The organism is Spirosoma litoris (assembly GCF_054776755.1).
Map to the genome: position 1 here is coordinate 77247 of NZ_BAAHBI010000057.1, position 26574 is coordinate 103820.

32 protein-coding genes are annotated in these 26574 nt (G+C 48.7%); 24 read left to right on the forward strand and 8 right to left on the reverse strand.

Features of this window, described 5'->3' with window-relative positions:
- Nucleotides 1-37: 37 nt before the first annotated feature.
- From ACYVGR_RS29855 to ACYVGR_RS29925, 15 genes are all read left to right on the forward strand, one after another.
- Nucleotides 38-1216, forward strand: coding sequence for a hypothetical protein (locus tag ACYVGR_RS29855; protein WP_460963634.1), 1179 nt, complete (start codon nucleotides 38-40; stop codon nucleotides 1214-1216).
- On the forward strand, nucleotides 1137-1871 hold the full coding sequence (locus ACYVGR_RS29860) for a PRTRC system protein B (protein ID WP_460963635.1): 735 nt from the start codon (nucleotides 1137-1139) through the stop codon (nucleotides 1869-1871). The genes ACYVGR_RS29855 and ACYVGR_RS29860 overlap by 80 nt, the downstream gene beginning before the upstream one ends.
- A complete protein-coding gene (locus tag ACYVGR_RS29865) occupies nucleotides 1858-2700 on the forward strand; it encodes a PRTRC system ThiF family protein (RefSeq protein WP_460963636.1) in 843 nt (280 codons plus the stop codon). Before ACYVGR_RS29860 ends, ACYVGR_RS29865 begins: the two co-directional genes overlap by 14 nt.
- 196 nt (nucleotides 2701-2896) lie before the next feature.
- Nucleotides 2897-3325, forward strand: a complete 429-nt coding sequence (locus ACYVGR_RS29870; protein WP_460963637.1) for a hypothetical protein — start codon at nucleotides 2897-2899, stop codon at nucleotides 3323-3325.
- Between the two features lie 179 nt (nucleotides 3326-3504).
- Complete coding sequence (locus ACYVGR_RS29875; protein WP_460963638.1) at nucleotides 3505-4473, forward strand: adenine nucleotide alpha hydrolase family protein; 969 nt, start codon at nucleotides 3505-3507, stop codon at nucleotides 4471-4473.
- A gap of 154 nt (nucleotides 4474-4627) precedes the next feature.
- Nucleotides 4628-4930, forward strand: coding sequence for a hypothetical protein (locus tag ACYVGR_RS29880; RefSeq protein ID WP_460963639.1), 303 nt, complete (start codon nucleotides 4628-4630; stop codon nucleotides 4928-4930).
- Between the two features lie 75 nt (nucleotides 4931-5005).
- Nucleotides 5006-5239 (forward strand): hypothetical protein, encoded by a 234-nt coding sequence (locus ACYVGR_RS29885; RefSeq protein WP_460963640.1) that lies wholly within the window; start codon nucleotides 5006-5008, stop codon nucleotides 5237-5239.
- Nucleotides 5240-5466: 227 nt separating this feature from the next.
- Nucleotides 5467-5808 carry a hypothetical protein gene (locus tag ACYVGR_RS29890; RefSeq protein WP_460963641.1) on the forward strand — a complete coding sequence of 114 codons (342 nt, stop codon included), beginning with the start codon at nucleotides 5467-5469 and terminating at the stop codon, nucleotides 5806-5808.
- A 454-nt stretch (nucleotides 5809-6262) separates the two neighbouring features.
- Nucleotides 6263-7087, forward strand: a complete 825-nt coding sequence (locus ACYVGR_RS29895) for a recombination directionality factor (protein ID WP_460963642.1) — start codon at nucleotides 6263-6265, stop codon at nucleotides 7085-7087.
- Nucleotides 7088-7219: 132 nt separating this feature from the next.
- Nucleotides 7220-8008 carry a ParA family protein gene (locus ACYVGR_RS29900; protein WP_460963643.1) on the forward strand — a complete coding sequence of 263 codons (789 nt, stop codon included), beginning with the start codon at nucleotides 7220-7222 and terminating at the stop codon, nucleotides 8006-8008.
- Between the two features lie 9 nt (nucleotides 8009-8017).
- On the forward strand, nucleotides 8018-9304 hold the full coding sequence (locus ACYVGR_RS29905; protein WP_460963644.1) for a hypothetical protein: 1287 nt from the start codon (nucleotides 8018-8020) through the stop codon (nucleotides 9302-9304).
- A 253-nt stretch (nucleotides 9305-9557) separates the two neighbouring features.
- Nucleotides 9558-10577, forward strand: a complete 1020-nt coding sequence (locus ACYVGR_RS29910; RefSeq protein ID WP_460963645.1) for an ArdC family protein — start codon at nucleotides 9558-9560, stop codon at nucleotides 10575-10577.
- A 206-nt stretch (nucleotides 10578-10783) separates the two neighbouring features.
- Nucleotides 10784-11668 (forward strand): hypothetical protein, encoded by an 885-nt coding sequence (locus ACYVGR_RS29915; RefSeq protein WP_460963646.1) that lies wholly within the window; start codon nucleotides 10784-10786, stop codon nucleotides 11666-11668.
- Nucleotides 11669-11861: 193 nt separating this feature from the next.
- On the forward strand, nucleotides 11862-12362 hold the full coding sequence (locus ACYVGR_RS29920; protein WP_460963647.1) for a hypothetical protein: 501 nt from the start codon (nucleotides 11862-11864) through the stop codon (nucleotides 12360-12362).
- Nucleotides 12363-12572: 210 nt separating this feature from the next.
- Nucleotides 12573-12911 carry a hypothetical protein gene (locus ACYVGR_RS29925; RefSeq protein ID WP_460963648.1) on the forward strand — a complete coding sequence of 113 codons (339 nt, stop codon included), beginning with the start codon at nucleotides 12573-12575 and terminating at the stop codon, nucleotides 12909-12911.
- Between the two features lie 119 nt (nucleotides 12912-13030).
- On the opposite strand, the gene ACYVGR_RS29930 is transcribed toward ACYVGR_RS29925, so the two are convergent.
- A complete protein-coding gene (locus tag ACYVGR_RS29930) occupies nucleotides 13031-14023 on the reverse strand; it encodes a pentapeptide repeat-containing protein (protein ID WP_460963649.1) in 993 nt (330 codons plus the stop codon).
- A 383-nt stretch (nucleotides 14024-14406) separates the two neighbouring features.
- Between ACYVGR_RS29930 and ACYVGR_RS29935 the strand changes: the two genes are divergently transcribed.
- The 9 genes from ACYVGR_RS29935 (at nucleotide 14407) to ACYVGR_RS29975 (ending at nucleotide 20338) form a co-directional block, all read left to right on the forward strand.
- Nucleotides 14407-14784, forward strand: coding sequence for a single-stranded DNA-binding protein (locus ACYVGR_RS29935; RefSeq protein WP_460963650.1), 378 nt, complete (start codon nucleotides 14407-14409; stop codon nucleotides 14782-14784).
- Between the two features lie 332 nt (nucleotides 14785-15116).
- On the forward strand, nucleotides 15117-15818 hold the full coding sequence (locus ACYVGR_RS29940; protein WP_460963651.1) for a hypothetical protein: 702 nt from the start codon (nucleotides 15117-15119) through the stop codon (nucleotides 15816-15818).
- Between the two features lie 306 nt (nucleotides 15819-16124).
- Nucleotides 16125-16622, forward strand: coding sequence for a hypothetical protein (locus tag ACYVGR_RS29945; protein ID WP_460963652.1), 498 nt, complete (start codon nucleotides 16125-16127; stop codon nucleotides 16620-16622).
- A gap of 305 nt (nucleotides 16623-16927) precedes the next feature.
- A complete protein-coding gene (locus ACYVGR_RS29950; protein WP_460963653.1) occupies nucleotides 16928-17989 on the forward strand; it encodes a hypothetical protein in 1062 nt (353 codons plus the stop codon).
- A 106-nt stretch (nucleotides 17990-18095) separates the two neighbouring features.
- Nucleotides 18096-18347 carry a hypothetical protein gene (locus ACYVGR_RS29955; protein ID WP_460963654.1) on the forward strand — a complete coding sequence of 84 codons (252 nt, stop codon included), beginning with the start codon at nucleotides 18096-18098 and terminating at the stop codon, nucleotides 18345-18347.
- Between the two features lie 50 nt (nucleotides 18348-18397).
- Complete coding sequence (locus tag ACYVGR_RS29960; protein ID WP_460963655.1) at nucleotides 18398-18814, forward strand: hypothetical protein; 417 nt, start codon at nucleotides 18398-18400, stop codon at nucleotides 18812-18814.
- 80 nt (nucleotides 18815-18894) lie between these two features.
- Nucleotides 18895-19233, forward strand: coding sequence for a hypothetical protein (locus tag ACYVGR_RS29965; RefSeq protein WP_460963656.1), 339 nt, complete (start codon nucleotides 18895-18897; stop codon nucleotides 19231-19233).
- A gap of 254 nt (nucleotides 19234-19487) precedes the next feature.
- A complete protein-coding gene (locus ACYVGR_RS29970; protein ID WP_460963657.1) occupies nucleotides 19488-19748 on the forward strand; it encodes a hypothetical protein in 261 nt (86 codons plus the stop codon).
- Between the two features lie 116 nt (nucleotides 19749-19864).
- On the forward strand, nucleotides 19865-20338 hold the full coding sequence (locus tag ACYVGR_RS29975) for a hypothetical protein (protein WP_157816036.1): 474 nt from the start codon (nucleotides 19865-19867) through the stop codon (nucleotides 20336-20338).
- A 59-nt stretch (nucleotides 20339-20397) separates the two neighbouring features.
- Here ACYVGR_RS29975 and ACYVGR_RS29980 read toward each other — a convergent pair whose 3' ends face one another.
- From ACYVGR_RS29980 to ACYVGR_RS30010, 7 genes are all read right to left on the reverse strand, one after another.
- Nucleotides 20398-20814: a TraQ conjugal transfer family protein gene (locus ACYVGR_RS29980; protein WP_460963658.1), complete on the reverse strand. Its 417-nt coding sequence runs from the start codon at nucleotides 20812-20814 to the stop codon at nucleotides 20398-20400.
- A gap of 11 nt (nucleotides 20815-20825) precedes the next feature.
- Nucleotides 20826-21425 (reverse strand): conjugal transfer protein TraO, encoded by a 600-nt coding sequence (locus tag ACYVGR_RS29985; protein ID WP_460963659.1) that lies wholly within the window; start codon nucleotides 21423-21425, stop codon nucleotides 20826-20828.
- 5 nt (nucleotides 21426-21430) lie between these two features.
- Nucleotides 21431-22834: a conjugative transposon protein TraN gene (traN, locus tag ACYVGR_RS29990; RefSeq protein WP_460963660.1), complete on the reverse strand. Its 1404-nt coding sequence runs from the start codon at nucleotides 22832-22834 to the stop codon at nucleotides 21431-21433.
- A gap of 62 nt (nucleotides 22835-22896) precedes the next feature.
- Complete coding sequence (gene traM / locus ACYVGR_RS29995) at nucleotides 22897-24315, reverse strand: conjugative transposon protein TraM (protein ID WP_460963661.1); 1419 nt, start codon at nucleotides 24313-24315, stop codon at nucleotides 22897-22899.
- A gap of 19 nt (nucleotides 24316-24334) precedes the next feature.
- Nucleotides 24335-24817, reverse strand: coding sequence for a hypothetical protein (locus ACYVGR_RS30000; protein ID WP_460963662.1), 483 nt, complete (start codon nucleotides 24815-24817; stop codon nucleotides 24335-24337).
- Nucleotides 24814-25458: a conjugative transposon protein TraK gene (gene traK, locus ACYVGR_RS30005; protein ID WP_100990270.1), complete on the reverse strand. Its 645-nt coding sequence runs from the start codon at nucleotides 25456-25458 to the stop codon at nucleotides 24814-24816. Before traK ends, ACYVGR_RS30000 begins: the two co-directional genes overlap by 4 nt.
- A 28-nt stretch (nucleotides 25459-25486) precedes the next feature.
- Entirely contained in the window at nucleotides 25487-26533 is a 1047-nt protein-coding gene (locus ACYVGR_RS30010) for a hypothetical protein (RefSeq protein WP_460963663.1), read from the reverse strand.
- Nucleotides 26534-26574 lie beyond the last annotated feature (41 nt).

Consider the following 26574-nt stretch of genomic DNA (forward strand, 5'->3'; position numbering starts at 1 on the left):
CCAGAGTTATTTCAACGGACTATCAGTATTCCAATCAATGGCAACGCTCCTCGGCAATAGCCGCGTTTCTGCTCACCCTCAACTCACTCCCCGACGCGGCTCACAGCGTCGTTCAGAAACGACGCTCTTTACCGCTGAGTCAGCTACCAATGGTTTTTTAAGATACCGTTTCGAGCCAGTTGTTGAGGAACTGGCCGAACTCCACGATCAGGCGATTATCGAAGCTGAGTTCTTTCAATCCCTGTTGTTTTTATCTCAAGCGTATGGGTTTGGTTTTGACGTAACGGCAATGGAAAATACCAGCGTTTATCCGCATAATGTTTTCCTTGCGTTTTCACAGGCCGAAGCTGCCCTGCAAGCGGCAGACCCCAATGCATCGCTGGCCATCATCGAGGACGATGATACCCTCCGATCAACCCTTGCCGTTTACAAGGTCTATGAAACGGGCTTTAGCTCGTATTATATACCGCTGGAACCCCTTTACCAGACGCTCAAGGGAAAAAGCAGGTTGTCGGCTTCGGCCCTGTTATGTTCGTTGGTATCGTATCTGCATACGGTGGCAGGTGTGGCCTTCTTTTCGGACGAGAGTAGCTTTGTCTATTACCAATGTAATATGATGGCTGAATCCATGCGGGAGGACGACGAGGAAAACCAGCTGGCTGATTTTGAGACGCTGTTAACCAATACCCGACTGGGCGGTTCTATCCTACAACGGTACATAGGTTGGAACCAGCGGCATCTGGATGCGTTTGAAACGCGGCACCAATCCTTCCGGCCTACCGATGAATGGGAAGAAGCATTACACCGGATTAGTGGCTCATTTTTGAGTTTATATCGTCAGTACCCTGACCGCGCCTACTACCGAAGCTATGAGCGGGGATTGGCCCATTCCGACGATGATTATTCAATTGACCCCGACCAACGAATTGGTTTTTTATGGCAATGGGGGGATTGGGTCCATGATAACATACTGGAATCGTTGGACTGCGATTTTAACGGGGGCGGGTACGTTGAAGAACCATTGGCGTATCAGTTGTTTGACCGGCCTTGCGCCAAACCACCGCTTTGTTTAGCCTTTGAGGAGGTATTCTATACCAGCCTTGATGAGTTAGCCGACCTACTAAAAAACCTTGCTGATGAACAACATAACCGCAAATTACGGGAAGTCGTATCTGCCGACGCAGGGACTGCTGGTCTATCGACAGGCGAGCAATAGTCATCATGGGCATGTGCAAGCCTTCGACGTTGACCCGGTTTCTGGTCATCCCATTAATTTCCATCCCTTAACCGAACAAGAGTCAAGGCAGTTAGCCAAAATCCTGACGGTGGAAAAAGAAAAGAAAAAAGGTTTTTTACGACTCAACGGGCTATTGCCCGAAAACGTACTTTATCTGGATGTCGATCAAGGCCGGGTAATGTGGTACACCCCCCCGCAACAGCGTAACTTATATTTCATCGAGTCATTAACTATACCGAACGGGATGGCCCCTCTACCCCCGTTGGTATGGTTGGCTTCCAAGAATTATTTATTTCTGTTTGCCCTGCTGAGTGCCGAGAAACCGACGATAGATACCCCCTTGTATTATGCTCCCTTTTTCAATACCAACAAGCAGGGAGGGGTCTGCATGGGAACTGTCAGTGTCGGTATTCGTCAGTCGTCCACGCTCAACGAATTTATGGCGGCATGGGAAGAAAGCTATTTCAATTCGTACTTCTCACACCTGTTCGATGAACATCAGCCTGTTCAGGGTAACATTATTCAACTATGGCAACGACTGATTGATCAGCATACAGATTTTCCCCTTGACGTACTCGTTACCAGCCCCTTCACGTTAAAACAGCTTACTGGTTATACAGATGGAAACAATTAGACCCCGCGTGGATTCGCCCGATCAGGCGCGACCAAGTGTTCATTTTACCGCTTCATACCTGCTGAATCCGACCAATCCTCTGACGGTTAATTTAATCGGGGCCGGGGGGACCGGCTCGCAGGTGTTGACCTTGCTGGCCAGAATGAACCACGCCTTTACCGAATTAGGCCATCCCGGTTTGCAGGTTCGGTTATGGGACGGTGATACCGTCAGCCAAGCGAACCTGGGTAGACAGTTATTTGCCCATTCTGAATTGAAACTCAACAAAGCAGTTGCCTTAATTAACCGGGTCAACGGTTTTTTTGGCACCAACTGGAAAGCGGTTCCAACCCCCTACTGTATCAGCCGCCTTCGGGGAAATTCGCGCCAGCACGCATCGGCCAATCTGTTCATTACGTGCGTAGATACCGTATCGGCACGGCGGGAAATCGCGCTGATATTACAGGAACTAAGGGTACAGGCCAAACATGACCGCGACAGACCCTATTACTGGCTTGATTACGGGAACAGTCAACAAATCGGTCAGGTCATTTTATCGACTGTTGGCGAAATTGAACAACCCCCTACGCAGGAGTATGTTGCTGTTGGCCAGCTTCCCATTATTACGGACGAATTTGACCAGTTACTTTTCGAAGCTGACCAGTCCGATAATACGCCCAGCTGTTCACTGGCCGAAGCGTTGCAAAAGCAGGAGTTATTTATTAATTCAACACTGGCCAATCATGGCTGTTCCCTACTTTGGACCCTGTTTCGTAAAGCGATGACACCCCACCGGGGGTGTTTCCTTAATCTGGAAACGGGTCGCACCGCTCCTTTGCCCATCGCCTAACCGGGATGGCTTTACCCTGTTTACTTTACTTCACCTTCTCAAGCCGGTATGTTCAATGACCATAACAGGGGAAAAGGCTTATCAGTAGACTGATTGATAGCCTATTAAAGTAGCCTTATGGGGAATTGAGTCCTATAAAAGCCGTATTTTTAAGTAAGCCAACATACGCCACCGCCCCGGTAACTCTCCTACGGTCATGGATACTCAATTTTTTATTCGTAAGTCCCACGCGGGCAGTCCCGCCAATAAACTCCAAAAGGCGATTTTGGATGTCATGCCAGCCTATTGTAATCAGTTGACCGACGAGCCGAACGTGTTCATTGAACGGCTCACCAATCGAATCAACTACATCAACTGTCAATTTCCGCGTTGTAGCCCGATGAAAGTGGGGAGTAACCCACTGGGTCAGTATTTACGCAAGGGTGGAGATAAGGGTAAAGTCAGTGACCAGGAGCAGGGTGCTCGGCAGGGCTGGCGGGTGTCAATTTCGGGCCTTGTTGAGTTGGAGCTTATGCCCGTGAAAGGCACCCTGGCATTTGATAAACCCGATCCCTACGTATTCATGGTCCTCAGGACGGCGACGGACACGGATCAAACGGCGCAGCAGATGTCAGTTTTTTCTTAACGTATAATCTTACCCGTTCGCTTGAATGATGACCAGTTGAATTTTGCACTTTCTCCAAGCCAGTGCTTCTGCCCATCCGTATGACAGCCGCGAAAATAACTGCTTTGGGCAGGGCACTTACTGAATGTTGACAAACCCGGTAAACCGTTTACGCTCCTCATATATAACCCCAAACACGTATGATGGCTGGACTATTTGACCCTCATCTACCGACTCGTGTCCTCTTTGTAGGGGGTGGTCAGGACTCCGTAGCGTTACTGATGTTGTGCCAGCATGATATAGGTTTTCGGGAAACGTTTTTGGGTAAATCTAATTTCTGTGCCTTAATGACTGACACCGGCAATGAATATCAGGAAACAGAAGAGTACGTTTCGTGGCTAAAACAATGGTGTCCAACGGTTGGGATTGATTTTACGTTCGTGACGCCGGACATGGGCTTTCACGGGGCAACCTGGCAGAGCCTTACGGATCAGATGGAGCGCAATAACAACATTATGGGCGTAACCTTTGCTAAATCCTGCACCGATAATCTGAAGATTAAAGTCAGCTATCGATTTCTGGCGCAGTGGCTACGAGATCATTACGGCTATCGTGGCAATGACCCTTCCGTTTTTTACCAGTACCGCCATTATTTCGGTAAACTGGTCAGCTGGATCGGTTTTGCAGCCGGGGAGGAAAGCCGGGTCGCTAATCCAGGCCCCAAAACGCCAGCCGAGCCGGATGAATACGTTCTGTTTCAAGATGGCGACACCGGTCCCGCCTATATCCCAAAATGGCGGAAACTGTGCGTTGAGCATCGCTATCCGCTCCTGGAACTGGGCCACGACCGGGCCGCCTGCCAACGCATCATTGCCGGGTACGGATATCCGGTTCCATACCCAAGTAATTGTATGTTCTGTCCCTTTCAGAACGAAGTCGAGATCGTTTATTTGTACAGAGCCCATCCGGATCGCTGGCAACAGTGGGTAGAGCGCGAAACAGCTAAGCTGGCTAAATTCGCTCAGTCCAAAGTCAACCATGGCGTAAAAGGGAAACTCGCTCTACCACAGTACCTCAAGAAGGCACTGGAGAAATATGGTCACTGGAGTATCGAACAGTTGCGAGAATACCGTTTTTCTCATGGTCATTGTGTTGTCTCTAAGTATTGACTAACCTGATAGAGACTTGGCTACCTCACTTCACGAATTCAGGCAATATTAAAACAGGGGAATAAAACTTGCCTATCAGCCGCAGCTACCCCCTATTGTAATCAACTGCCCCCACCATAAATCGTATTTTTAGGAAGGTAAACACCTGATCGTTATGAGCAATATACCGTTTGAAGACTTAAGCTTTGGTAGTTATAAACAGCCTCTTCAAGTGCGAGAAAAGTACCGTCTATTAATTCATCACCGGATTAACACCAATGCCGAGCGGGTTAAGGCGAATGAGCCGATTTACAAAAAGTTACTGTCGGATAATAAGGTGTCGAGGAAGTTTGCCCGTGAGTTTATTCAAATTCAGCTCTGGTTTTTTAAAAATAATACGGCTTTTTTCACCCGCTGGCGTAAGAATAGAAAAAAACTGGTACCACCTAAAAACTTACCTTCTCACTTATTCAGGTAATACCTACTGACGGGTAGTGCCTAAAAGAAAGTTATAAACCAGTGCCGATTCAGCACTAAACCCTTACGCCCTGTTATGGAGACGAAGTCCCTGATCCAGCAAGCCGTTTACCAGTTCCTGAATGAACTGTATCAAATTGACCAAACATTATCGGGCAATTACAATCCTAACCAGGATGAGGACGTAAACTTAACGGGCCTGGGAGAACTGGTACTGGATAAGTTTACTATTGAGGTGAATGATCCGCAGGAAAATGACGTCTTTGAATGGGTTTATCTGTGGAGTAACAGTAAAGGGTTTCTGGGATAGCTATTCAGTTGATGACCGGCTTCAAACGGTCATGCCTGCTTCACTTCACCTACTCAAAGGACAAAGGGCATGACTAATCATCCGTGGTGATGGTCGGGGAGAAGGCTACGCCCATTATAACAGGGGAAAGGGGACATTGCGCGGGTAATAACGAGTTTCCCTTAACCCCCAGGCAATGGCCTGTTCTGACGATCTTTAGGGTATAGAAAATCAGCCACTACTCCGCTATGCAGACTGTTCTTACCCCCGCTCTTCAAAAACAAAATGGCATCCGTGCTCAAATCTATCGTCATTATGGACCCAATGAGCGCCATTTGCTGGGTCACGTCGATAGCGTCATCATTGTCGGTGAAGGCATCACCGGGAATGCATTTGTCTCGGAGCGATGCCCCGCTGTTTACCTTGAACCAAGTGCGTTAGGCGATGAATACGTCCCCCATCTACGGCCAGTTGGTCATGAGAAAAAACACCTTATGGCTAGTGGGGACTGGGTTTACAGCGATCAACCCGATTTCGCTGCGCATTTCAAGGGGTTTCTGAAGCTCCATGACCGCTACGAAGGACGTTAAAGAAAATGCTTTATTGGAGGCAAACCCCGTATCAATATGGGCTTGAAATGCTTTGACAATGCCGGTGCACAACTGGGTCTGACAATCGATGCGATTTGTCAGCAGCCCCTAGCTTCCTGCCCCGCCACGGGATGCGCTTATCAAGGTAACCGATAATACACCGCGCCACCGTCGCGGGCCGAATCCGGACCTATCGGAGAAATCGGTTTATTGGCGTCGCTGGCAGACGTACCCTAAACGTGTTAACTACCCATAGTAGCGGACAATTTTGCTTAAAATGGATCATTATGGTCGTGGACAGCAGCGTAGCTTACAGAATGAAAATCAGCACATTAAATCAAAAATTGAAGAGAAATTCCTTAACTTTATGTTGCAATGACCGAAAAAAAAAATACATATTGCTTTATATTTAAGCCATATTGAAATGATTTACCCTGTCTACCTACATTGAACTATGCGGATTATATCGACAATGCAACCCGTGTCTACTGGTGGCATTCCGCAGGAAGCTATTCCTGAAATAGGACGAATTGGCTTGGGAAAGCTCGCGCAGACGGAGGGTGGGAAAGTCTACCCAACCGCCACGGATTACTTTGTGCCCCGTGGCCGGGCTCAGGATTTATTCACGCAACTGTATGGACCGGAGCCCCGCCAGTTACCAATTTGTTTTTACAATGATGCGGAGGAAGCTAGCTGTAATGTACGGCTGGAAATCAGGGATCGGAAAGGTGATTTATACGCCTATTCGGACGGACAAACGTTTTATTTCCGACCTAAAGACGGAAGTCCAGGCTATACCAAACTGGTCACGTTGCAACAGGTTCCGGATATTGCCTTACGGACCGAAGCGCATCTACAGAAGGGACTTGCGCCCGATAAGGCCAAGCACATCGTTTGGAAGCCGACCTTATCCCTGCGTTTTATGATTCGGGACTTTCCCCTGGTAGGGTATTGGCAGATCATGACGCATGGCGCTCAATCCACCATTCCCCAGGTCACTAACATGGTAGACACCTGGAAGCAATTGCTGGGAAGTTTGTGTATGGTACCCTTTGTCCTCAGCATTAAACGTGGTAAATCAAGCGATAAGGCCAAACAGTTCACCTACCTGAACTTACTGCCCGACTTTTCCCTTGATCATGCCCGGCAATTTGCCCAGAACCGGCCCAAGGAACCGGCAACTTTACCACACGCGAGTTTACTTAATCCACCTCCGATAGCACAGCCTGACCATGTATATGAACCAACTGTCGTGTCTTTACCGGCTGGAAATGTATAAAATTTTGGTCCGATACGCCCGGTTGTACCGACCGCTTCTACCGGCCGGTTGAAACAAGTTGGTCCATTTTCGCTGAATGTAGATATTCCTTAGTTTTTTTGTTGACGCATTTCTTCCCCGTTACTTATTACCATGTCAAAACCAATTATTCTTGCCGTATTCAATAACAAAGGCGGCACGGGCAAAACAACGATAACCTTTAACCTGGCGGCCGGTATAAACCGGCGCGGTCACTCAGTGCTGATGGTAGATTTGGACCCTCAGCATAACCTGACCATGGCCGTAGGCCTGCCCTCTAAATCCAAGCATGTCGGTGATTTGCTGACGGGGGATGCGCAGTGGGAAGACGTAATCGAGATGACTAAGACACATGGCCATCCCTTTGGCTTTCTGCCCGCTAGTCTGGATCTGCAGCGTTCCGACGCCATTTTAAGTAACGACGCGGAATTTTTCGCCCTACGGAATTTGATCGAGGAAGAGGTCGAAAAAGCACCGGACGCATTTTATGACTTCGTCGTGATTGATTGCCCGCCTAACCTGGGTATCCTTACCCGGAATGCCTTATGTGCTGCCCATTACTACATTGTTCCGCTGCAGGGTGAAAATTTTGCCTTCCAGGGACTGGCCCAGATTATCAAGCAGGCGACCCGCATCAAGAAAGATTTTAACCGATCGCTTGAACTGGCAGGCATTCTTAAAAATCGGTTTGGGGAACGTACGAAGTTTGGTTCTGAAATCAAGAAAGCCTTGGTTGACAGTAAATTGCCTGTCTTTACCGCAGCCATCCGGCAGAGCATTGGCCTGATGGAAAGCGCAGCCGATCATAAATCCATATTTGATTATGATCCGGGCAGTAACGGAGCTGAGGATTTTAATCAGTTAGTGGATGAGCTGCTAGCCGTTCTTACTACCGCCAAATAAGTGTCAATTATGGCTAAGAAAACAAAAGATTTTTCGCAACAGGTAGGCGGTGTTCTCAGCAGCGCGTTAACGCCAGAACCAGAGCCCGAGGTGGTGGTCAACGATGTACCAGCGCCGACGCGCCGGTTTGGTTCCAGCTCGGTCAAAACCCTCTCAACTTTGTCGGCGGCCGAAGCCGCCCGACTGGTCACGCTAGAGGCAACGATTGATAAGGGCATGAATACCTTTCTGGAAGTCGGCCGGGCGTTGATCGAAATTCAGGAAAATAAACTGTACCGGGCTACTCACCTGACCATCGAACAGTATATGCTGGAACGGTTCAGTCTCAACCGAAATCGAGGCTATCAACTTATTGAAGCGGCTAAAGTTGTTAATCAGATTGCGGAAGAAATCAAATCTGATCCGGTTGAAGCAACGGATGATTCGTCGACCCAGGGCTACCAGGCCGTTCCTACCGGGAAAGTACGTCGAACAAAGCCCGCACCCTCAACGGCGAAACAACCCGAGGACGTTGCCTACACGGAAGAGTCCCGTGATGACACAAATTCTGCCGAACCAGGAGAAGCGGAAACGGCTACGCAATCTACGGGCCCTACAAGCTACGTGTGGTCAGCACCCGAGGAGGAGGATGAAGAAACGGGTCAACAAGGAGGTGAACAACCAAACGGGAAAAACACGCCCATTCCCTTGCCTACTACCGAATCTCACGCGGCTGCGCTGGCTCAGCTGCCGGAAGATCAACGAACCAGTATTTGGAAGAAGACTGTAGCCCAGAGCCAGCAAGACGGCAAGCCGATTACGGCCAGCCGCATTAAAAAAACTGCCGAGAAAGGAGGGGTTCCACTCAACAAAAAGGCCCCTAAGGACCGGGCACCAGCAAAAAATGCCTTTGGCAAAAATCCTGATTCCAACGACGATTTTTCCGATGCTGCCCTGGAGCATACGCGTCAGGCGATGAACGATGCAACGGGGTTAGCAGAGGAAACCAAAACGGCAACGGGCAGCGATCTAGGAGAGGAATCATTAGTAGATCTGGGCGATGAGGAAACGGGTGAGACGGCTATGGATGTCGCACCAGCGGGTTCGCGCCAGGCACTCAGTGAAGCGTTGAGTGAAAAGATCTTTCAGGCCTTACCTGGTGAGATTATGATTAACCTACGGGGTTCTTTTCTAATTCGTGAAGGTCTTTCCGAAAGCTGGCAAACGCTCCGGGGTGATGATCGTGCGATTGATGAGCAGTATTCCGACACCCTGACGATCCAGGAATTCTGGGACTTAATCGGGGCGAAAAGGTAGTAAGTCGGAATGTATCAAGTATCCTGGCAGACATCTTACGGTGTCTGCTATTTTTATGTCTATTAGTGAATCAGAAAAGTGCCAGCTACAAAAATTACGCGGCCAGGGTTAAGAAAAACCTCACTAGATTCATTTTTTTATAACAGGGAAAAAGGTAACTCATAGTAAATCTATCAGCCGTTCATTATCAGGGTATTAGAGGGGTTTAGGGGGTAAATTTAGGCTACAAACAAAGAGCAAAAACCCCTTTATCATGACAACGCTATCAAAAAAAACGGCCAAAAAATCCAATGTAGGAAAACGCACTCAAAATTATGTCTCACCTACTTCGTTGACCGCCACGGAGGATAAAAAGGGCGGGAAGATGGCTTTTTTATATGATAAAATCACCCAAACAATTATTACTCAATTAGAAAAAGGAGTCATCCCCTGGAAAGCTCAGTACAAGAAGAATGGGTATGGTTTTCCGCAAAATTACTGCTCGAAACGGCCTTATACGTCCATCAATATGTTGCTGCTGGCTCTGCTTCCGTACGAGAAACCGTATTACTTAACCCTAAAGCAAATTAACCAACTGGGCGGACGAGTCAGAAAGGGCGAAAAAGGGCATATTGTTACGTTCTGGAAATTCCCCAGCGAAGACAAGAAAGCAGCCTTATTAGCCGAAGGAAAAAGCGCAGCGCCGTTATTCCGGTTTTACTACATCTGGAATATTGACCAGACAGACGGTATTGATTTCAAACTGCCAGATTTGGACGCGCTGGTTGAAACCAACCGACAACTGCAAATCAATGAATTGCAGGAGATTGTCGACCGGATGAGCCAGGACGGTATTCAGATTTCCCATACGTGCCCCGGCACTCCTTGCTATCTACCCCGCAAAGATTCCATTGTCATACCAACCATCAGCGAGTTCAGGACACCCGAAAATTATTACAAAACGATGTTCCATGAACTTGTTCACGCTACGGGTCACCCCAAGCGGTTAAACCGGGAGTCTATAGCCGCCTATGTTGCAAACCGCGAGCCGAATGCATTGGCTTACGCATTTGAAGAACTGATTGCTGAATTAGGTACGTCATTTTTATTGAATGCTTTGGGCGTTGATTTTAGTGAGCGTGACGATTTGCTGGAAAATGCAGCGGCTTATATCGACCACTACAGCAAACTGTTGTCCAGCGATCGAACGATCATCGTGAAGGCCGCTTCTAAAGCGCAGGCCGCAGCCGACTACATTCTTGACCAACGCTCGTTGCCTGATGACGAAGAATAATGGGAGTGCCCGCAGGCCGGCGGGATGGTTTTTACTTCACCTTTTCATTAATACCGAGATTGAAAAAAGCGAGTGACCGAAAAAAAAATAGTTTGCTAAATACAAATCCGGTACCCAAGAGCTTACTAGTGCATGTGAGATATTCGTCTATATTTGTGTGAAGTGAAATGACCGAAAAAAAACAACTAAAAGCTTGCGTTTAACTCATGATCAGAAACGTATTCCTGCTTATTGGGTTGGCTAGCCCACTGATGGCCAGGCAGCCAACACCCCCGGCCGCACCCTCGATTGCAACACCCACCCCCACTGTTCAGGCAACAACGCCTGATGCGGTTCAGCGTGAATTGGATGCCCAAAAGCTCAAGTTACGGATGCCCATCGGGGCCTCATCGGCCTCTTTTGACCTATCGGACTCGGCCCGACGAACCATGATCAGTTCACCGTCTGTATTACGGTTTTCGGATCAGATTCAACTCACCCGACAAGATTCGATAACCATGCGGGGACTCATGGATCTTCCCATCGCTTCACTCAGCGAAGTGGTGTCAAAGATGGATTTTTATACTCAGGTTCGTTTTGTTCGCTTTGGCCTTCTCCAGATTAACGGTCAGCCCCAGGACGCTCGTCTGTACGCCAGTAAGCTTTACATTCTGACGGACGAAATCTTTCCCCGCAAAGCGATACAGGATAGCTTAGCGGTTGAATCAGCGCTGGCCAACCAACGCTCGAAGATCCAGCAAAGCACAGACAAGACGCCAAAGGTGGCTTCTATAAAAGAACAACCCGCTCCTACCAGCAGCACCTGGTTACCTTCAATGCTTTTATTGGTCCTAGCTGGGGCTGGCGGGTACTACTGGCTAGTTGTTCGGCCCCAATCGAACAAAACAAATAAAGCCGCCCGCGCATTTTCTGAGCAGGAATCAAATTTGGAAGCGACTGACTTAATTCACAACCCCAACCCAGTCGACACCGAACCCGATGGCCGGGAAGACCTGCTCAATGATTCCTATACCCATCCCCATTCGGATGAATCATCTGCTGAGGACTTGTCAGAGACTTCCACCACGCAGGTTGAACCCAGTCATACCTAACAATGTAAAAATTTGGATAATCAACAGAAGGGGGCCACGGCCCTCTTTTTTGTTTGTGTACATAAATAACGGGGGAGAAAATGAAGAGAAACGCGAGCCTGCTTTATTGGCAAATCGGCAAAAAATAGTTATATTACTATCAGTAAATCAGCAAGTTAACTAATTTTTGTGCCTTAATAAATCTCCCTCGGCTATGAATTCAGGTTACCCCCCCGTTACGGATGCAACCCAGGCGCATCATAACTTTCTTCAATTTCTATTATACCGTCAGGCTTTCGTTGAGCAGCGTCATCCTCATTTGTGGGAAAACTTATATCGTGGCTATAAGGAAGCAAATTTACCCATGCTTAAAGCGGGTTTCGAGCAAAAGAGCCATCAGTTTGGTGGTGTTTATGACGTACTGGCTAGTCAACCAAATCTGCTGACAGAATTAAACTTTAAGACGCTGGAACTGGAAACCATACTGCCGCCTGAAATGCGGAGCTTTCATCTGGATACCTTAAAACGGGCCATCAAGCTTCAGGCTGAACACACGATCGATTGGTCAACTAAAGAATACGACTACACCATTACCCTGAAGCACCAGGAGGGCTTTTATAAGGGATGGGTGCATCAGTACTGGTCGGGTACCTGTAATGGAAATGTCTGGTTAATAATCAATCCCATGACGGCTATTTTTTACCTGGTCTCGTAACGAATGCTAGAAAACTAAAACTGCCCTATTGCGCCCTTGTGCGATCAAGGGGCAGATCATACACTTCACTTATTCAGAGCCATATGCTGGCTCAGTATAACAGGGGATAAATCAGCCGTAAGCAGTTCATCAATTCGTTGTTACCTGGAGAGACGGGGCCGCAAAGGTGTATTTTTATATAAGATCAATTCGGTAAATGAGCTTAAAACGATGAACACTGCGCAAGCCACTGATGTAACGGCAAATTTGAAATTAGCAAGTCCTGAAATCATGGAGATGCATTCACTGATTACAAACATGGGATTTATTATGATGGGGGCAACCCACATCCGATTCAGTAATCAGCAGTATCTACTATCCTGGTTAATGGGGTCAGGAGCTAAGTGTGTAGCCATAAATATGTTTTACCGACCCGGTTTGGATCTGTATACGCTTGACTTTGTCAAATCACATAGCGATCCGGCAAGAACCGTTCGGATGGACCGGGTTTATGGGGAGGAGGTAATAGAGGTAATTGAACGGGAAACCGGGTTTTACCTTCGGTTGTAGAGGAATGGTTGAAAAGGGGAGGGGTAGACCAGGGCAATCGCTGTGCGTTTGCCCTGTTTTGTTGGTCATGACAACTTCACCCCCTCATCGTTAAGTAAGTGAACCATACGGGCCGGCCACTAAAGCGAGACCCATTTATAGAGCAGGTTAGCCAGGGGATGAGTATAGGGCCGCTCACCGGTTTGAATCGAGCGCAGAAATTGCCAGATAATCCATTCGGTACTGCCGTGTACATTTTGCCAGCCCGCACCAACCCGGTAGCCAAGGCACCGGGATAGAAAATCGCTTAAGCGCTCGGCCGATCCGGCCTGCCAGTGACCCGCCTCAAGAGCCGTAACCCATACTGGTTTTAGCCCTGGATAAGCCAAAACCAGGTGCTGTACACGCTGACGTATCGGTTTTATATTTGCCTTCTCCAGTACCGCGACCGAAATAGAAATTCCCCGCAGGTATGTCCCCCGGATATCGCAACCGGTAAGATCAGCATATCGCAGGTCACAGCCCGAAAGATCAGACCCTTTTAAACTGGCATGGCGTAACTGGCACCAGGATAAATCGCTCATTTGTAGTTGACAATCCAGAAAATGGGCTTTATCCAGGGTTGATCTACGAAAGCTGACCGATTGGAAATTAGACCCCGTAACCCTAACCCCCGTTAACTGACAGTCAGCCAGCTGGCTGCCGTGCCAATCGGCCTGAGATGCCACCAGATCCGTCAGCGTCGATCCCCGCAGATCAGCCCATAAACGACCCGCCGTGACAAGTGCCTTAGGCAATGTGGCACACGTTAAATCCATACGCCTGTTGCCAACCAAGTGAACGTGGACCAATCTGAGCCCAGGCAGCTGCAGGCCTGCCAGCACCCGGCCTTGAGAAAAGGCCGTCTCCAGTAGTAAGCGACGACGCGCCTGTTCCGATACGGATCGATTACGCCGGCTAGGTAAAGAAATCAATACATCACCCCGATCATTTCGTAAGTCTATCTGACCCGATTCTTGATCGGGCCGGTCAGCATCATCGGCGGTAAACCGGCTATGATTTGTGCCTGACAATTCATACCGAATGAGTTGTGGCTGTTGTGCAAATAAGTCTAGTTGGCTAACAAGCGACATTTGAACAAGGATTGGTAGCAGTAATTACAAGATAACATCATATCAGTTGGATTGACCGAAAAAAAAACAAAAAGAACTTTATGAACTTCTCTTATCGAATTATTTATCTTTATGTCAGGAAATAACTGACGGAAAATAAAGATGTTAACTCAGTGATATAGCCTATAGCGTTGAGGGCAAAACCACCGTAAAGCGGCATAGACGCCATCTTACCGATAAGTGAAATTAAAACCACCGGAAGGGGCGGCATATAACAGGGAAGCAAGTGTTTTGTTGGTGATTAAGTTACTGACATTCAGACTAATAGCTAAAATAAATAGGGGTTATCTTTATAGTGTTAAATCAGTTAATCATCGCCTAATCAGGCACAAACCGGTAAAGCCATGTCAATGTTCGGGTTGAACAAATTCGTAGGTATTGGTCACGTTGGATCAACAAGGGTTTTTAATGACGCGCAGAGTCAGCCATTAACGGCAATATCTGTCGGGCTGGATGACAGCTACAAGACAAAAGATACGCAGGAGCTGGTTTCTAAAACCATCTGGGTAGAATGCGTAGTCAAAGGTGATCGCACGGAAACCTATAGCAAGGGTCGACTGATGCTGGTAGAAGGCAAAGTAACGGCGGAAGCCTACACGGATAAAGAAGGTAAGCCAGTCGCCAGCATTAAAATAAAGAATGCACGGGTAAAAGTTCTGGATAAAAAATCGGTTAGCCAGGAGTCAGAAGAAGAATTTGTTGATGATGAGTATTCGTCTTGAACAAAAAAAGCTGACGTAGTATGAACGGTTCGTGTCCCACACACGAACCGTTTTTTTTTGAGACATGAAATCGGAAAGCTGTAGGCAACAAGGCTAAATACCACCGCATATCACTTCACCTTCTCATCACCTGCGGTGACATTGGATTCGATAGTGTGGCCCCCCTAACCCCCTACGGGGGGATCATAACAGGGAAAAGGGCGACGGATAGCTTGTGACATAACTATCTGTTAAACAGCAATTTAAGGTGTAGGGGTGGTATCTTTAGTAAGGTCAAATAAATCATCCATCGCCGGTAGGCACAAACGCGGCGGCGTACCGCCCCAAAAACCATGTTTAAACTTGTAGAACCCCAACGCTCGCAGGTCGTAAATTTTTTGAAAGGAATGGGTCTGGTATTTGCCACATTCTTATTGTACTGGATTGCTACCCTGCTGTTTTGCCCTACTTGTTATGGGCAGGCCACACCGGCTACCACACTGGCTAAGCCGTCAGGGGTTAAGAGTTCTTACTTGAATCCGTACGCGCTGGGCATGAATACGCAGTCAATGGGTTTAAAAGCATTCTTCGATGCCGTCGAGCGCATTAATAAGCCGGATAGCTGCCTCACAAAAAAGGCAGTTGGCAAAGTTGGTCTTGGTCTGGCTGTGCAAACGAATGGTACCCTGTTCGTTAATGCCACCGCTAAAACCAAATGGGGCGGCTATGTAACACTGCTCGCTGGCCGCCGAAAGAACGAACTGTACGTAGGGGCGCAGGGCCAGTACAAAGCTAACCCCTCCCTATTAGCCGGGATCGGATTTGTCGCCCGACCCCATATTTTCATCGGTGGCCTGGCCGGAGCTTCCCTCTATCAGGAAGTGACCATTGCGGATAACCAGCCCATTCGCTACGCGCAGCTTCTGCAAGCGGGTAAACTCAAGCCCGTATTACTGTATGGTGTCCAGGTCTCAGCCGAATTACGGCATGTGTGGGTATCCGTGAATCTGTTGAGCGGGAGCGGGATCGGGATAGGAGCGACCTACTTTTTTTGAGTCAATACCCAAACCAGCTCTAAGGGCCGGTCTGGGTAAACTGGTTTCACCTCACTTCACTACTTCATCCCGCAGGGGCCATAACAGGGGAGAAGGGCACAGGGACATACGGCAACTATACTGGCCTATTTCCTAATTGAAAAGTCAAATGAGTATCTTAGTACAGGGTTAATAATCAACTAGTTATCCAAAATTTAAGCCGAATAAATCGGACCATAATTTATCGTTCTTATTGAATTGCCCAGCGTATTAGCCCTAACGTTTGACCCGATACATGAAGTCATTACGACAAACCATTAGTCAATTATGGAGACGACATCAATTGGTATTCGACCCGGCTTTTTGCCCGAAGGAACGTATTGGCCCTGCCTGGAAGGAATTACGGTTCAGCGCATCAACATGCTTACTAAGGAAGTCGGTAAGCACGTCGTGCCCTGTACCCTAGAACAGTTTGAAGAAGGGCGAAGGAAAGCCCGTCTGGGTGATTTAATGCAGGACGCTTTTCCGTTCCTGACACCGCCATATCGTGAATTTTTGATTTCAGGAATCCCCCCGCTGCAATGGGCTGAATTATTTCCTTTACCGCTTACATTTTCGCAGTCGTCAATCGAACAGATCTTGGCCGAATTACGTCCCGTCATGGATGAGCTGTTTGGCGGAACGGCTAGCAGACCGCTTGCTATAGACCGTCTGCTTGAGGAAGTCGGCCGGGATTTTGAACCACTTCTGGACGATGATCGAACGAAGCTTCAGCATTGGGTCCAACAATGGGCATTACAGCAGGGACTAATACTCGCTGAGTAAGCCACAGGGCGAAGGCCCTGAACGTTTTACTTCACTTTTTCAGGCTGTATTACTGGGCCACATCTGCCTAAGGCAGCTACGAAAAGTTTGACTTGCCAGCAGCGTTTGTACAAAATTTTGGACAAAATCATTGGCTGAAACGATCGCATGGCTTGAGTTTGTATACGCCCAAAAAGAGGCATAACAGGGAAGAAAACTACAGATAATCAATTAGTTAACTGTTAATTATATGGGTTGGCAATGCGCCCATGGTTATCTTTAGATAAGCAAAATTCTCAATTACAAACCCCTTATTACTGACGATCATGGCAAAAGCAAAGGGACTTTCCCAAACCGAAGATTGGAATCAGATCGCATTTCCCGTTCAGTTACAGGAGTTTTCAGCCCTCATGCCGGGTTACGAGTCCGTCGCTCGGGATCGGCAAAAGTTTATTGTTGGCAGGCCGCCCCAGGCCACCAAGCCAGTAATTTTTGGCTTACAGGGTAATAATTATTCCCTCTTCCCAAATCAGTTAATTCGCGATGTAGCCGGTCGGGTTCTGGGACGGCATACCCTGCAAGCCTCGTATTCGGACCAGGGTGAGTTTTCGCTGACCTTAACCTTGCCTGAAGAACGGTTTGAGGTAGTTTCCCCCAAGCGGCCGGGCGGTCAGCCCTCGACAACGCCCGATACATTGCAGAAAGCGATTATTATCACCAATTCGTATTCGGGTAAGAGCCCATTTACCATTCAGGGGAAAGTTCTCTCAACGCAACGTAGTATTGACACAACCGAAATTGCCCCGCGCATGCGCATCAGTTATTACCGACTGGTCTGTGGAAATGGATTGATGGGATGGGCGGACGAGTTTATGAGCTTAGACGAGTACGTTCAATGGCTTGCCGAGGGGCAGCCAACTCGTCATACCAATGTTCGGGAAACGAAAACAATTTTTGAACCGGCGCGTATCGAAACGACCGAACACGTCGAGGTGGGGCAAGAAACAACACTGGCTTACAGCCGAATCCGTCATACCGGATTTACCGAAGCCGATTTCGAAAAGACGCTCAGCGGAATGTTTAATGAATTCGTTTCCGCTCAGGATTCCCTGACGGCTCAGATGTATACCCGGCTGGCTGAACATACGATCAAGCGGCAGCGGGCGGAGAGCTACCTGAAAGGAGTGAAGGTGCCAAAGAAACTGGTGCAACTTGCCCTTGAACGAATGGACGTGGAGGTTGGTCGATTAGCCGCCAAGCCAAATTTGTGGCTATTGTATAATGGGCTGAATCACGCGTTATTTCATCAGCCAACATCCTTAACCATAAATCAACGCTACGACCTGGATGGAAGCCTTTTTCACCAGTTGAACCACGCAGTTCTCTAAAGAATAGTGGCTGAAAATAATTCTTACTGGGGAGGGAAGAGGGTTTATCAACCTTTTCCCTCCCCTCATAACTAACCCTTTATCCCCCGTAAAAAATGGCCAGATTGTGACTCTCCGTTTAGTGGCCTTCCTTACCTACGGCAGACCTTCTGAGAGGGCTAGTCGTTTTGATGTCATCCACGTCTGGGCTGGATGCGGGTCTAATGGGAAACGAACGGAGAATGACCACTGGAAACATAAAACGGCGCTAACGTATACCTATATACGTATAACACTCGTCTGGATCGGACAACTACCGGTTGAAACCATCACGGACAATCTTCTCAAGTTTTACACCGAAGCTTTCTACGGGTACTGACATCTGTATAGAATGAATTTGGTATATTTATCAATGAGTAATCGCAAGTTATGAATACGATACCGCCAACCTTTCCTCTTGTAACAGCCCCCGTCGGGAATTGGCCTTTGCGGTGCATCTATACGCATTTACCCGTAACGGCTGGTCAGCTCGTAGCCTTAGGCCCACTTGGTTATATTAGCCTGGCACCGCTTCGGCGGACCGCCTTGGCGCATCAGACGGACGGTCAGCATCAGGCGGCTAATGAAGTGGCGTATCTGATTGCTGTGTTCCAGGCGTATGAGCAACGGCAAGGCTGGCTGCCCCAAGCCGAGTCGGTCCTGACTCAGTTAGCGGAAAACCTGCTTGCGGCCCTGCTCCAAACTGTCCCCCCAGGACAGACCCGGTATCTTCACCAGTTGTTGCAAGCGACGGACTTGAAACCATGGCTTAACGCGCTTAACGCGTTACCTGCCAATCCCGACTAATAAGGGCTGTTATTTGGCTGATCAGCCGGAGAGGTAACGACGCTAAGCGAGGAATTTAAATGATTACGGACTTAATTACCATGGATGCGACCTATTTATTAATTCTTGAGCGCTTTGATCGCAATGATTGGTCAGAGGGGACTAAATACCTGTTATTCTCTAACCGGACAATGGCTGAGGATTTCGCCAGAAGTATTGCAACAGATTATTATGAATGTGGCCTATTACCAGATGAAGGCAACTTTGAGACACAACGATTGAAAGGCGATATTCTGAGGTATAAAGACGAATTTACAATAAGTTGGACCATGCAGCCAAAAGAGCCTGGGGGTTCCACTGGTGATAGTTACTATTTGACTGTGCAGCCTGTAAAAGCACATTCACCAGAAATGAAATTAGACTTCTGGAATCAACTATAACTAAACTTTTCACTATCGGACGTCGATTAACAGCCATCGGTAATCAATGGATTAGAACCTCTGTAATCTTTGTGGCCAAAGCTATTTGGTGGGGACTAGCGATACGATCGCTCGCTAAATCCTAGAGAGACTACTGGGAAGAGTTGCGGAGCGCTAGGGGCAAAATAACGCGTTGAAATTTTGAGAATTCTTTAATAGACAGTACCTTTCGCTTATTAATAACGGAAGATGTGCCCGTTGTTATTACAATGGCCATGTTTGTCATTTTTTTGGTTGGATTTCTGGTTGGCACGTATCTAATCGCCCTTATCGCGAAGTTTATCGGGGGAGCCTTGAAGCCTACTCTGCCTTCGCTGGAGGCCCCCGTGCGTAAAGTCGTCGTTCGTCGCCGTACGATTCAGGTTGGGTCCGGGGACGATTTACGGGATCAGAACGTACTGCCAAATTCATATAATCAACCTGCGTCCCAGGCAAAACCTCGGCCTAAGGTGGTTGAGTCAAGCCTAGCCGGATAACCGCGCCGGCAGACCGGACAAACCGCTGCCCTATTGACAACGTAATCGAATTGCCCGCAAGTCGGGTATAAAGTTTTTACACGGCCAGGCCAGGAATGGCCCGGCTTTTTTTTACCATGCAACTTTCTCTCGAAGCCCTTCTCGAACAATATCAGGCAATCCAGCAACTGTTACTAGTGAAGCTGCAAGGAAAACGGTTTTCCCATGTACAGCCTTTTTGGGCTGATTCCCAGGCCTCCTATTACAATAAACGCGGCGGGCGACGACCTTTTACCTTCAATAATGTTATTGATCTCTTGCGGGGCTTACACATGGAGGACGAACTCGCCGTGGTTTTACTACTGGCGGACTGCCGGGCGTATATCTGGAAGCAGCTCCAGGCGATGCCTCCCGGTATGATTAAAAGCTTACCAATCGATGAGCCGCTCATCACCCAGTTACTGTTGGTTCGCGTTCGGGAGGAAACCAGCTGGGAACTGGGGGATTTACAGTTTCTACTGCTGGTACTTACCCAGCTGCAGGGCCAGGTTCAATATTTGCTGGATCTGCCATCTCATTTGATCAAGCACCAAAGCAAGCCGTCTATGTAAGGCCTGAGTCCACAAAAAAGCCGCAGGATCGATCCTGCGGCTTTTTTATTGTAAATGGTTTACTTGGCAGAGGTATAACTAACTTCGACAGTTTGTAAATCACCCGACTGATTTTTAACGTAAAATAAAAGCTTGGGCTGGCCAACCGAATCACAACGAACAGCAATCCAGGGAGACAGATCATTTATTGAGAGCCACTCGCCCTGAGCAGCCAACTGTCTGCCTATTTTAACCGCTACGGGGAGGCTTGAGTCGGTGTTCTGAAAACTGACCCGGTAGGAAGTTGCCGAGAGATAAGGGCTGGGATTGATAAGTAAGCGAAATTCAACGGTATCTTTTGCTTGCACCAGCGCGGGCGTGTTGGTAGTCGACACGCTAAATGGAGTCTGGGTCTGCAAGCCAAGATCATCACTCATGCAGCTTCCCAGCAGAAGGCCAGTCGCCATGACGATAAAGTAAACAAATTTGTTTTTCATGATTTGGCCGGTTAAAACGAGTCGAAGGTGAAACGAAGTCCCAGTTGAGCCTGGGTATGCAGGCGGTTAAGATCACTCACGGCGTACCATCGTTCGGTAATCCCACCAATCAACGAGATTCGATCGGTCAAAAACACTTCGGCTTCCAAGCCGATATTACCTCCAAAGGTAAAATGACTCTGGGCACCGATGAAACCAATGGGTAGGTCGTGCCGGTCCTGATTGACAATCTCCAGGCCAGTAAAAATGCCAAGTACGGGGGAGATGTAAAAGGTCCTTCGGTAATTGTGAAGCGATATCGGCGCGTAGTCGATGCCCAGGGTATGCCGCTCACTTATCACCTGGACACCCAGTGGTTGATAGAATTTACGGTCGTATTGATAGCCAATTTTCCAATAATGTTCCGAACGCGTGTAGCGAACGAAATCAGTTCGTACCAGACTTCCCTGCTGATCAGCCCGCAGGTTAATCCCCCTTGGGAAGCGGTCCATAATCCCTCCCTGCAGGGAAAAGGCGTACTGACCTTTGCGATGGCGCTGACCGAAACTGCTGTGGCTCAGTAACTCGAAAGCCAGTAGCAGGGCGAATGGAAGAAAACGAAGTAGTCTCATGTGATTTAAAGTTTTCCTGAGTTCATGATGTCCTCGTTATTCATCAAAAAGGTGAGGGCTCTTCCTCCACCCGCTTCATTGATCTGCACCAGAATCCGTTTGTTATCGGGAATGGTAAATTTCTGGAAAGCGAGAACCTGTTCCATTTTCTGGTGTCCCGGTATGATCCGAATGCCATCATTGTGCACGTAAAAAGGAACGATCTCGGTTTCCTGGAACGTCGTTCGTTTGGCGATGGTCTTGTCTACGATAAAAAACCGCATGTAGTCAATATCGTAATTGATGTTTGACTTATTTTTCAATTGTAATTTGACGTACATGACGTTGTCTTTCACGTAAAAGCCACGAATGGTGGCCTCCATCAGATTTTCTGATACGCCCAGGTGACGAATCGTCCGCCGTTTGTGATTCACCTGATCGCAGTTATACACCACTTCCGAAGCGGAGGCCCGAATCCCCGAGAACTGAATAACGCCATCTTTGGCATTGAGGCCATTGATGAATTCTTCAGAATCTTCCCGCGATCCACCTACGCGGGCGGGGCCCTCCGAAGCCATTGTGTTCATGGTCAGGTTGAGCGCCAACAAGGCGGGTTGCTCGTTATAGTTGGCCACGAATGAATAGAATTTTCCATCGGTGGTAATGACGCTAAAATTCGTTTCGTTAAAACCCACTTTACTGGCTTTTACCTTCAACACGTTCTCCACGTCGGACGCTTTATCGGCAATAATATCGCGCGATCCCAGGTCGACTGATTTAATCGGCGTTGGGAAAATAATGGATATCGTCTTGTTATAGGGCAACTCCGTATAGTACGATTTGACAACATTATAGTCTCGGATCGGTATGGCGGGTACCCGCAGGGCGTGCGCGTTATTATTGACAATGGTCATCTCGGCGAGAGGTGTATCATCAATCTGGCTGGCCGGAACGGCCTGGTCATCGGTCTCCGGAACTGGAGAGCGCGCCGACACCGATTTTGTATCCGATCTCGAAGGGGTCGCTATAAATCGTTTTTCGCTCGAGCTTGGCGCTACTTTAGGCGCGCCAAACGAGGGTAACGTATCCGGCTTTACCAGCTTTGCGCCCGTTTGCTCGGTAGTCACTTGCCGGAAGCCTGCCGGTATCGGTTTAACGGAAGGCGTTGCCCCGGCCACAGTGGTTGGCTTTCTGACCGGCGCTGTGGCCGTCGAGGCTGAAGGGCTTGTCAATAGACCCCGGCTGGGCAGGGCAGCCGTGAACGTATGGCGAAACGGGCGTCCAGTAGCGTAGGCTACGGTAGCTGGTTGACCGGGAGCGGAGACAGGCCGGTTAGTTCCTGTTGATTGAGCTGAAGCTCCGATGGTTACCAACAGGCTGATACCGGTGAAGTAAATCAGGCCAATAGGTCGAAAAAAATAAGCGTTCATAAAAAGTTTGGCGAATAAAGGTTAAACAAGGCTGGCCTTCAGGGACCAGCGTCCGGCAGGATTTACTGTTCCTTAATAATATTTTGAAGCATCTGTAACTGCATTTGCTTTTCGGTTATCGGACTGGAGACCGGCATAATTGGTGGATTGCCTGGTGTACCGACGGAACCAGTACCCCCTTGTTCGGTGCGGTCGACAGTACGCAGCAGTACGAAGTAATTGTTCTTAAGATAGGCGCGCTGCATTTGCGCTTTCCGCGCGAGACCTTGCTTTACGCCCTGGGTAATTTGCTGACCCGCCTGAAGTCCGGCTGATGCCAGAACGGCACTCGGCGATGAATTGACGTAAAGCCCACCCCCCAGGCCACCTCCACCACCACTTTGGGCAACCTGCGCGGCCGTCTGTTTGGCCAGATCCAGATTCGTCATGTTTGGCACGTAAAGGCCTGCCATGCCATCCATATCGTACACCTGGATATTGGTTGGAAATAAACGATTCTGATATTGAATGGATCGAATCAATAAATTGATGCGTTGACCAGCGAACTGTCCCATTCCGTATAAAAGGGTATTAGCGGGTATAACGATACCCCGAATATAAAGCGGTTCAAGCAGACGGATTTTGATGCGCGATCCCATACTACTGATTTCCTGGTCGCCGTAAACCATCGCCCGAATGGTACCTACTTCTGCGTCCAATAACCGCTGCTGGGCTTTACGGGCATCTTCAGTGTACAAACCAAAAAAAGAATTGCGCCCGGTATAATCACGGCCGGTCAACGAAGTGATCGGGACAGCAAAACGCCCTTCCTCATCGGTAACTACTTTAAGCGCTTTGGTTTTGTCCTGTTCCCGGGCTTCGCGGCTCGCCTTATCCTGCTTATATTCGGTTAACAGCCGTTCCAGCTTCGCCTGTTTATCCAGAGCCATCTGCAACTTCGCTTTTTTATCGGCCTGTTCTTTAGCCTGCTGGGGCGAGGTGATGGGGGCATCGTCATCGTCGAGACGGCTATCGGATTCCGTCAGCGGAAATGAAGAGGAGCCGCGGCTACCCGATGAGCGGTGATTGACAACATCGGGAAATGCGCCCGCGCTGGACTGACTTCGCCGGGAAGGTCGATTGGGTTCGTAGACAGTTGAATCCAAGTGACTCATTGACCGGCTCGATGGGGTTTTGTAACGGCTTCCGTATACGTATTCTTTTGCGTCCGGAATCCCCTGCATGTTCGATGCCTGTGGATTTTCACCCACTGCGGCTTCCGTCTGCAAATCCAGCTTGTTAGCTTTGCTCAAGGACGTATCGGTTTTGGCCGAGGGTACCCGGGTGTTGATTACCGAAGGTGCCTGCTGGGGCGCTTCTTTGTCGGGAGAAGAGGAAACAACCCACAGAAAAGCCCCAACCAGGACTAAAAACACAGGGATACTCCACAGGAATCGTTTGTCCCCGAATAAATCTTTAAGTGATCGTTTTTGCGTTTCCATTGTTGGTTTGAAATAAAGACTAGTTCTTATTCTGTTGAGGGAGCTTGTCCGGGCCACGGCGGGTCACCGCGCCAGCGGACCGGCCAGACCGGGTCACGCCAGACCGGGCTTCCAAGTAGTCGGCTTTTTGGGTCGAATCACTGAACAATTCCCGTCGGGTAGTAGATCGACTTACATTGGTTTCCTTGGCGAATTGGCCAACGGCTGGTACCAAAGCGGAGAGCGGGGGCAGTTGATAAAACAGGTAGAGCAACCGAATGAGCCAGAAAAGTCCAATTACTCCAAAGAATAGCAGCACTTGCCGGCGACGCTGGCTAACCGAGGTTTGGCTTTCCCAGGTTCGGATTCGAAGCGTAATCCACCCAGTCACCCAACTGGTCGCCTGGTGGTAGGAGTTGTTTAGTTTTCCTACCCATGGACTTGACAGCCACCGGGGCTGAGGGGTTAAAGCGGTGTCGGGTTCTAGCGAATGCCCGTTACGGCGACGGAGCGGCTGTCTCATTGGTTACGGGTGATGGTCTGGATATCGGAATTATCCAGCGGGTGAAACCGCTCAATCATAAAGCCATGCGGATTGCGATCGGTCCGCTGAACGTCAATCAGAAACCCTTCTACATCCAGATTACGGTAGGTGACCGTCGATTCCCGAACGAGTAGTTGTTTGCCTTTAGCTCGGAAATAATAGGGGCTTTGCGTCATATTTACCTGAATTGACTCCGGGTCAATCTCAATCTTTTGGTGGACGTTGCCCTGTACCAAGTCTGAATAGTAGCCTTTTTCGGTAAAATCCTTGTGAAGCCTGACGACAGATTCATCGCCCAGGTATGACGCTTCTTCAATGGTCTTACGGATCTGCTGATTGTCAGGCTCCAGGTCAAAAAATAGCCGTAAGAAAGTACGGACGTGGTCTTTGGCCTCAGCACTCCGGTTTACATTGTGATCCTGAGCCAGCGCCAGCATGATGCTTTTGCCGTTTTCCATAACGTACACCCGGGAACGCGACTTCTCGGTGATATCGAACGCCCACCAGGCAATGCCGCTGGCCAGCAGGAGCGTACCCAAAATGACCGCAAACATGACGGTGCGGATCATCTTGAACGACGTTTCAATGTTGTGTAATGATCTGAAATGAGGAGCTTCCATAAACTTTTAGTAAGGAATAAGTGAATAATTAAATCTTATTGAGTGTGGGCAGTTTGCTGTTCCATTCGCGGATTCGCTCGAACCCACCCGAAACACTGCGACCTGCACCCCGGGCAACGCCACCGCCAACGCCACCGACGCCACCCAGTACGCCCCCGCCCGCCTTAGCTCCGCCCAGCGTCTTGCTGATGGCTTGGTCGGCTCCGCTGGATTCAACTACCCAACTGGCGGCCATCGGCACTGTCAGGTACGCCACTGTTCCAATGAGGTAAAAAATAACCATGGTAAAATCATCAAGGGTAAAGGTGCTGTCGGTAGAAGCCGCTAATTGCTGCAGGTCTTTACGCAGCATCATCACGTGAATGCTTTCCAGCATACCCGATAAAATATTGGTAATAGGTATCCACATCAGCATGTTGATCACCCGGGTACACCAGGCCGCCAGACCGGAATAAAACCATTCGAACGTGGCCAGCCCAAACGTAATTGGACCGGTGATGAGCAAAACCACGATGAAGAAGCTGACTAAAAATTTAAGGCATAAAAAGGCAAATAGGTAGAGTACTTCTCCGAGTGTCGTCATGAGCTGATCGACAACATTCTGGACCGAATAACTCATCATATCGGCTCCAAATTGGGTGGCGCTATCCGCGTCAAACATTGCCTTCAGTATCTCCATCCAGCTTTCTTCCCCGTCATGATCTGAATCGATCAGGCCAAGCGTTTTTTGTCGTTTGGCCGCTACGGCTGTCTTTTTCTGCTTGGTTAGATTATCGACCAGCGTTTTTTGGCTGTCGATAAAGGGTTGAGTCATTTCATTAAGCGCTCCGCTTACCGAGGTAACGCCGTTCACAATACCACCATAGCTCATCAAACAGATCGCCAGCGCTACCGGGCGAAACAGCGGCACAATGTCGATTTCTTCATTGCGGGCTAAATGACCCCATACCCGCGTGAACACGTAACAAAGCGCGCCTAAACCGCCAATGGCTTGGGCCAGACCAATAAACCAGCTGTATTGCGTAAGCAATTGGCTAACTAAAGTGTCGAGTTGTTGAACAACTGAATCTTGCATGGGAATTGAAAAAAAGGTGATCAGTTGGGCTTATCGCCCGC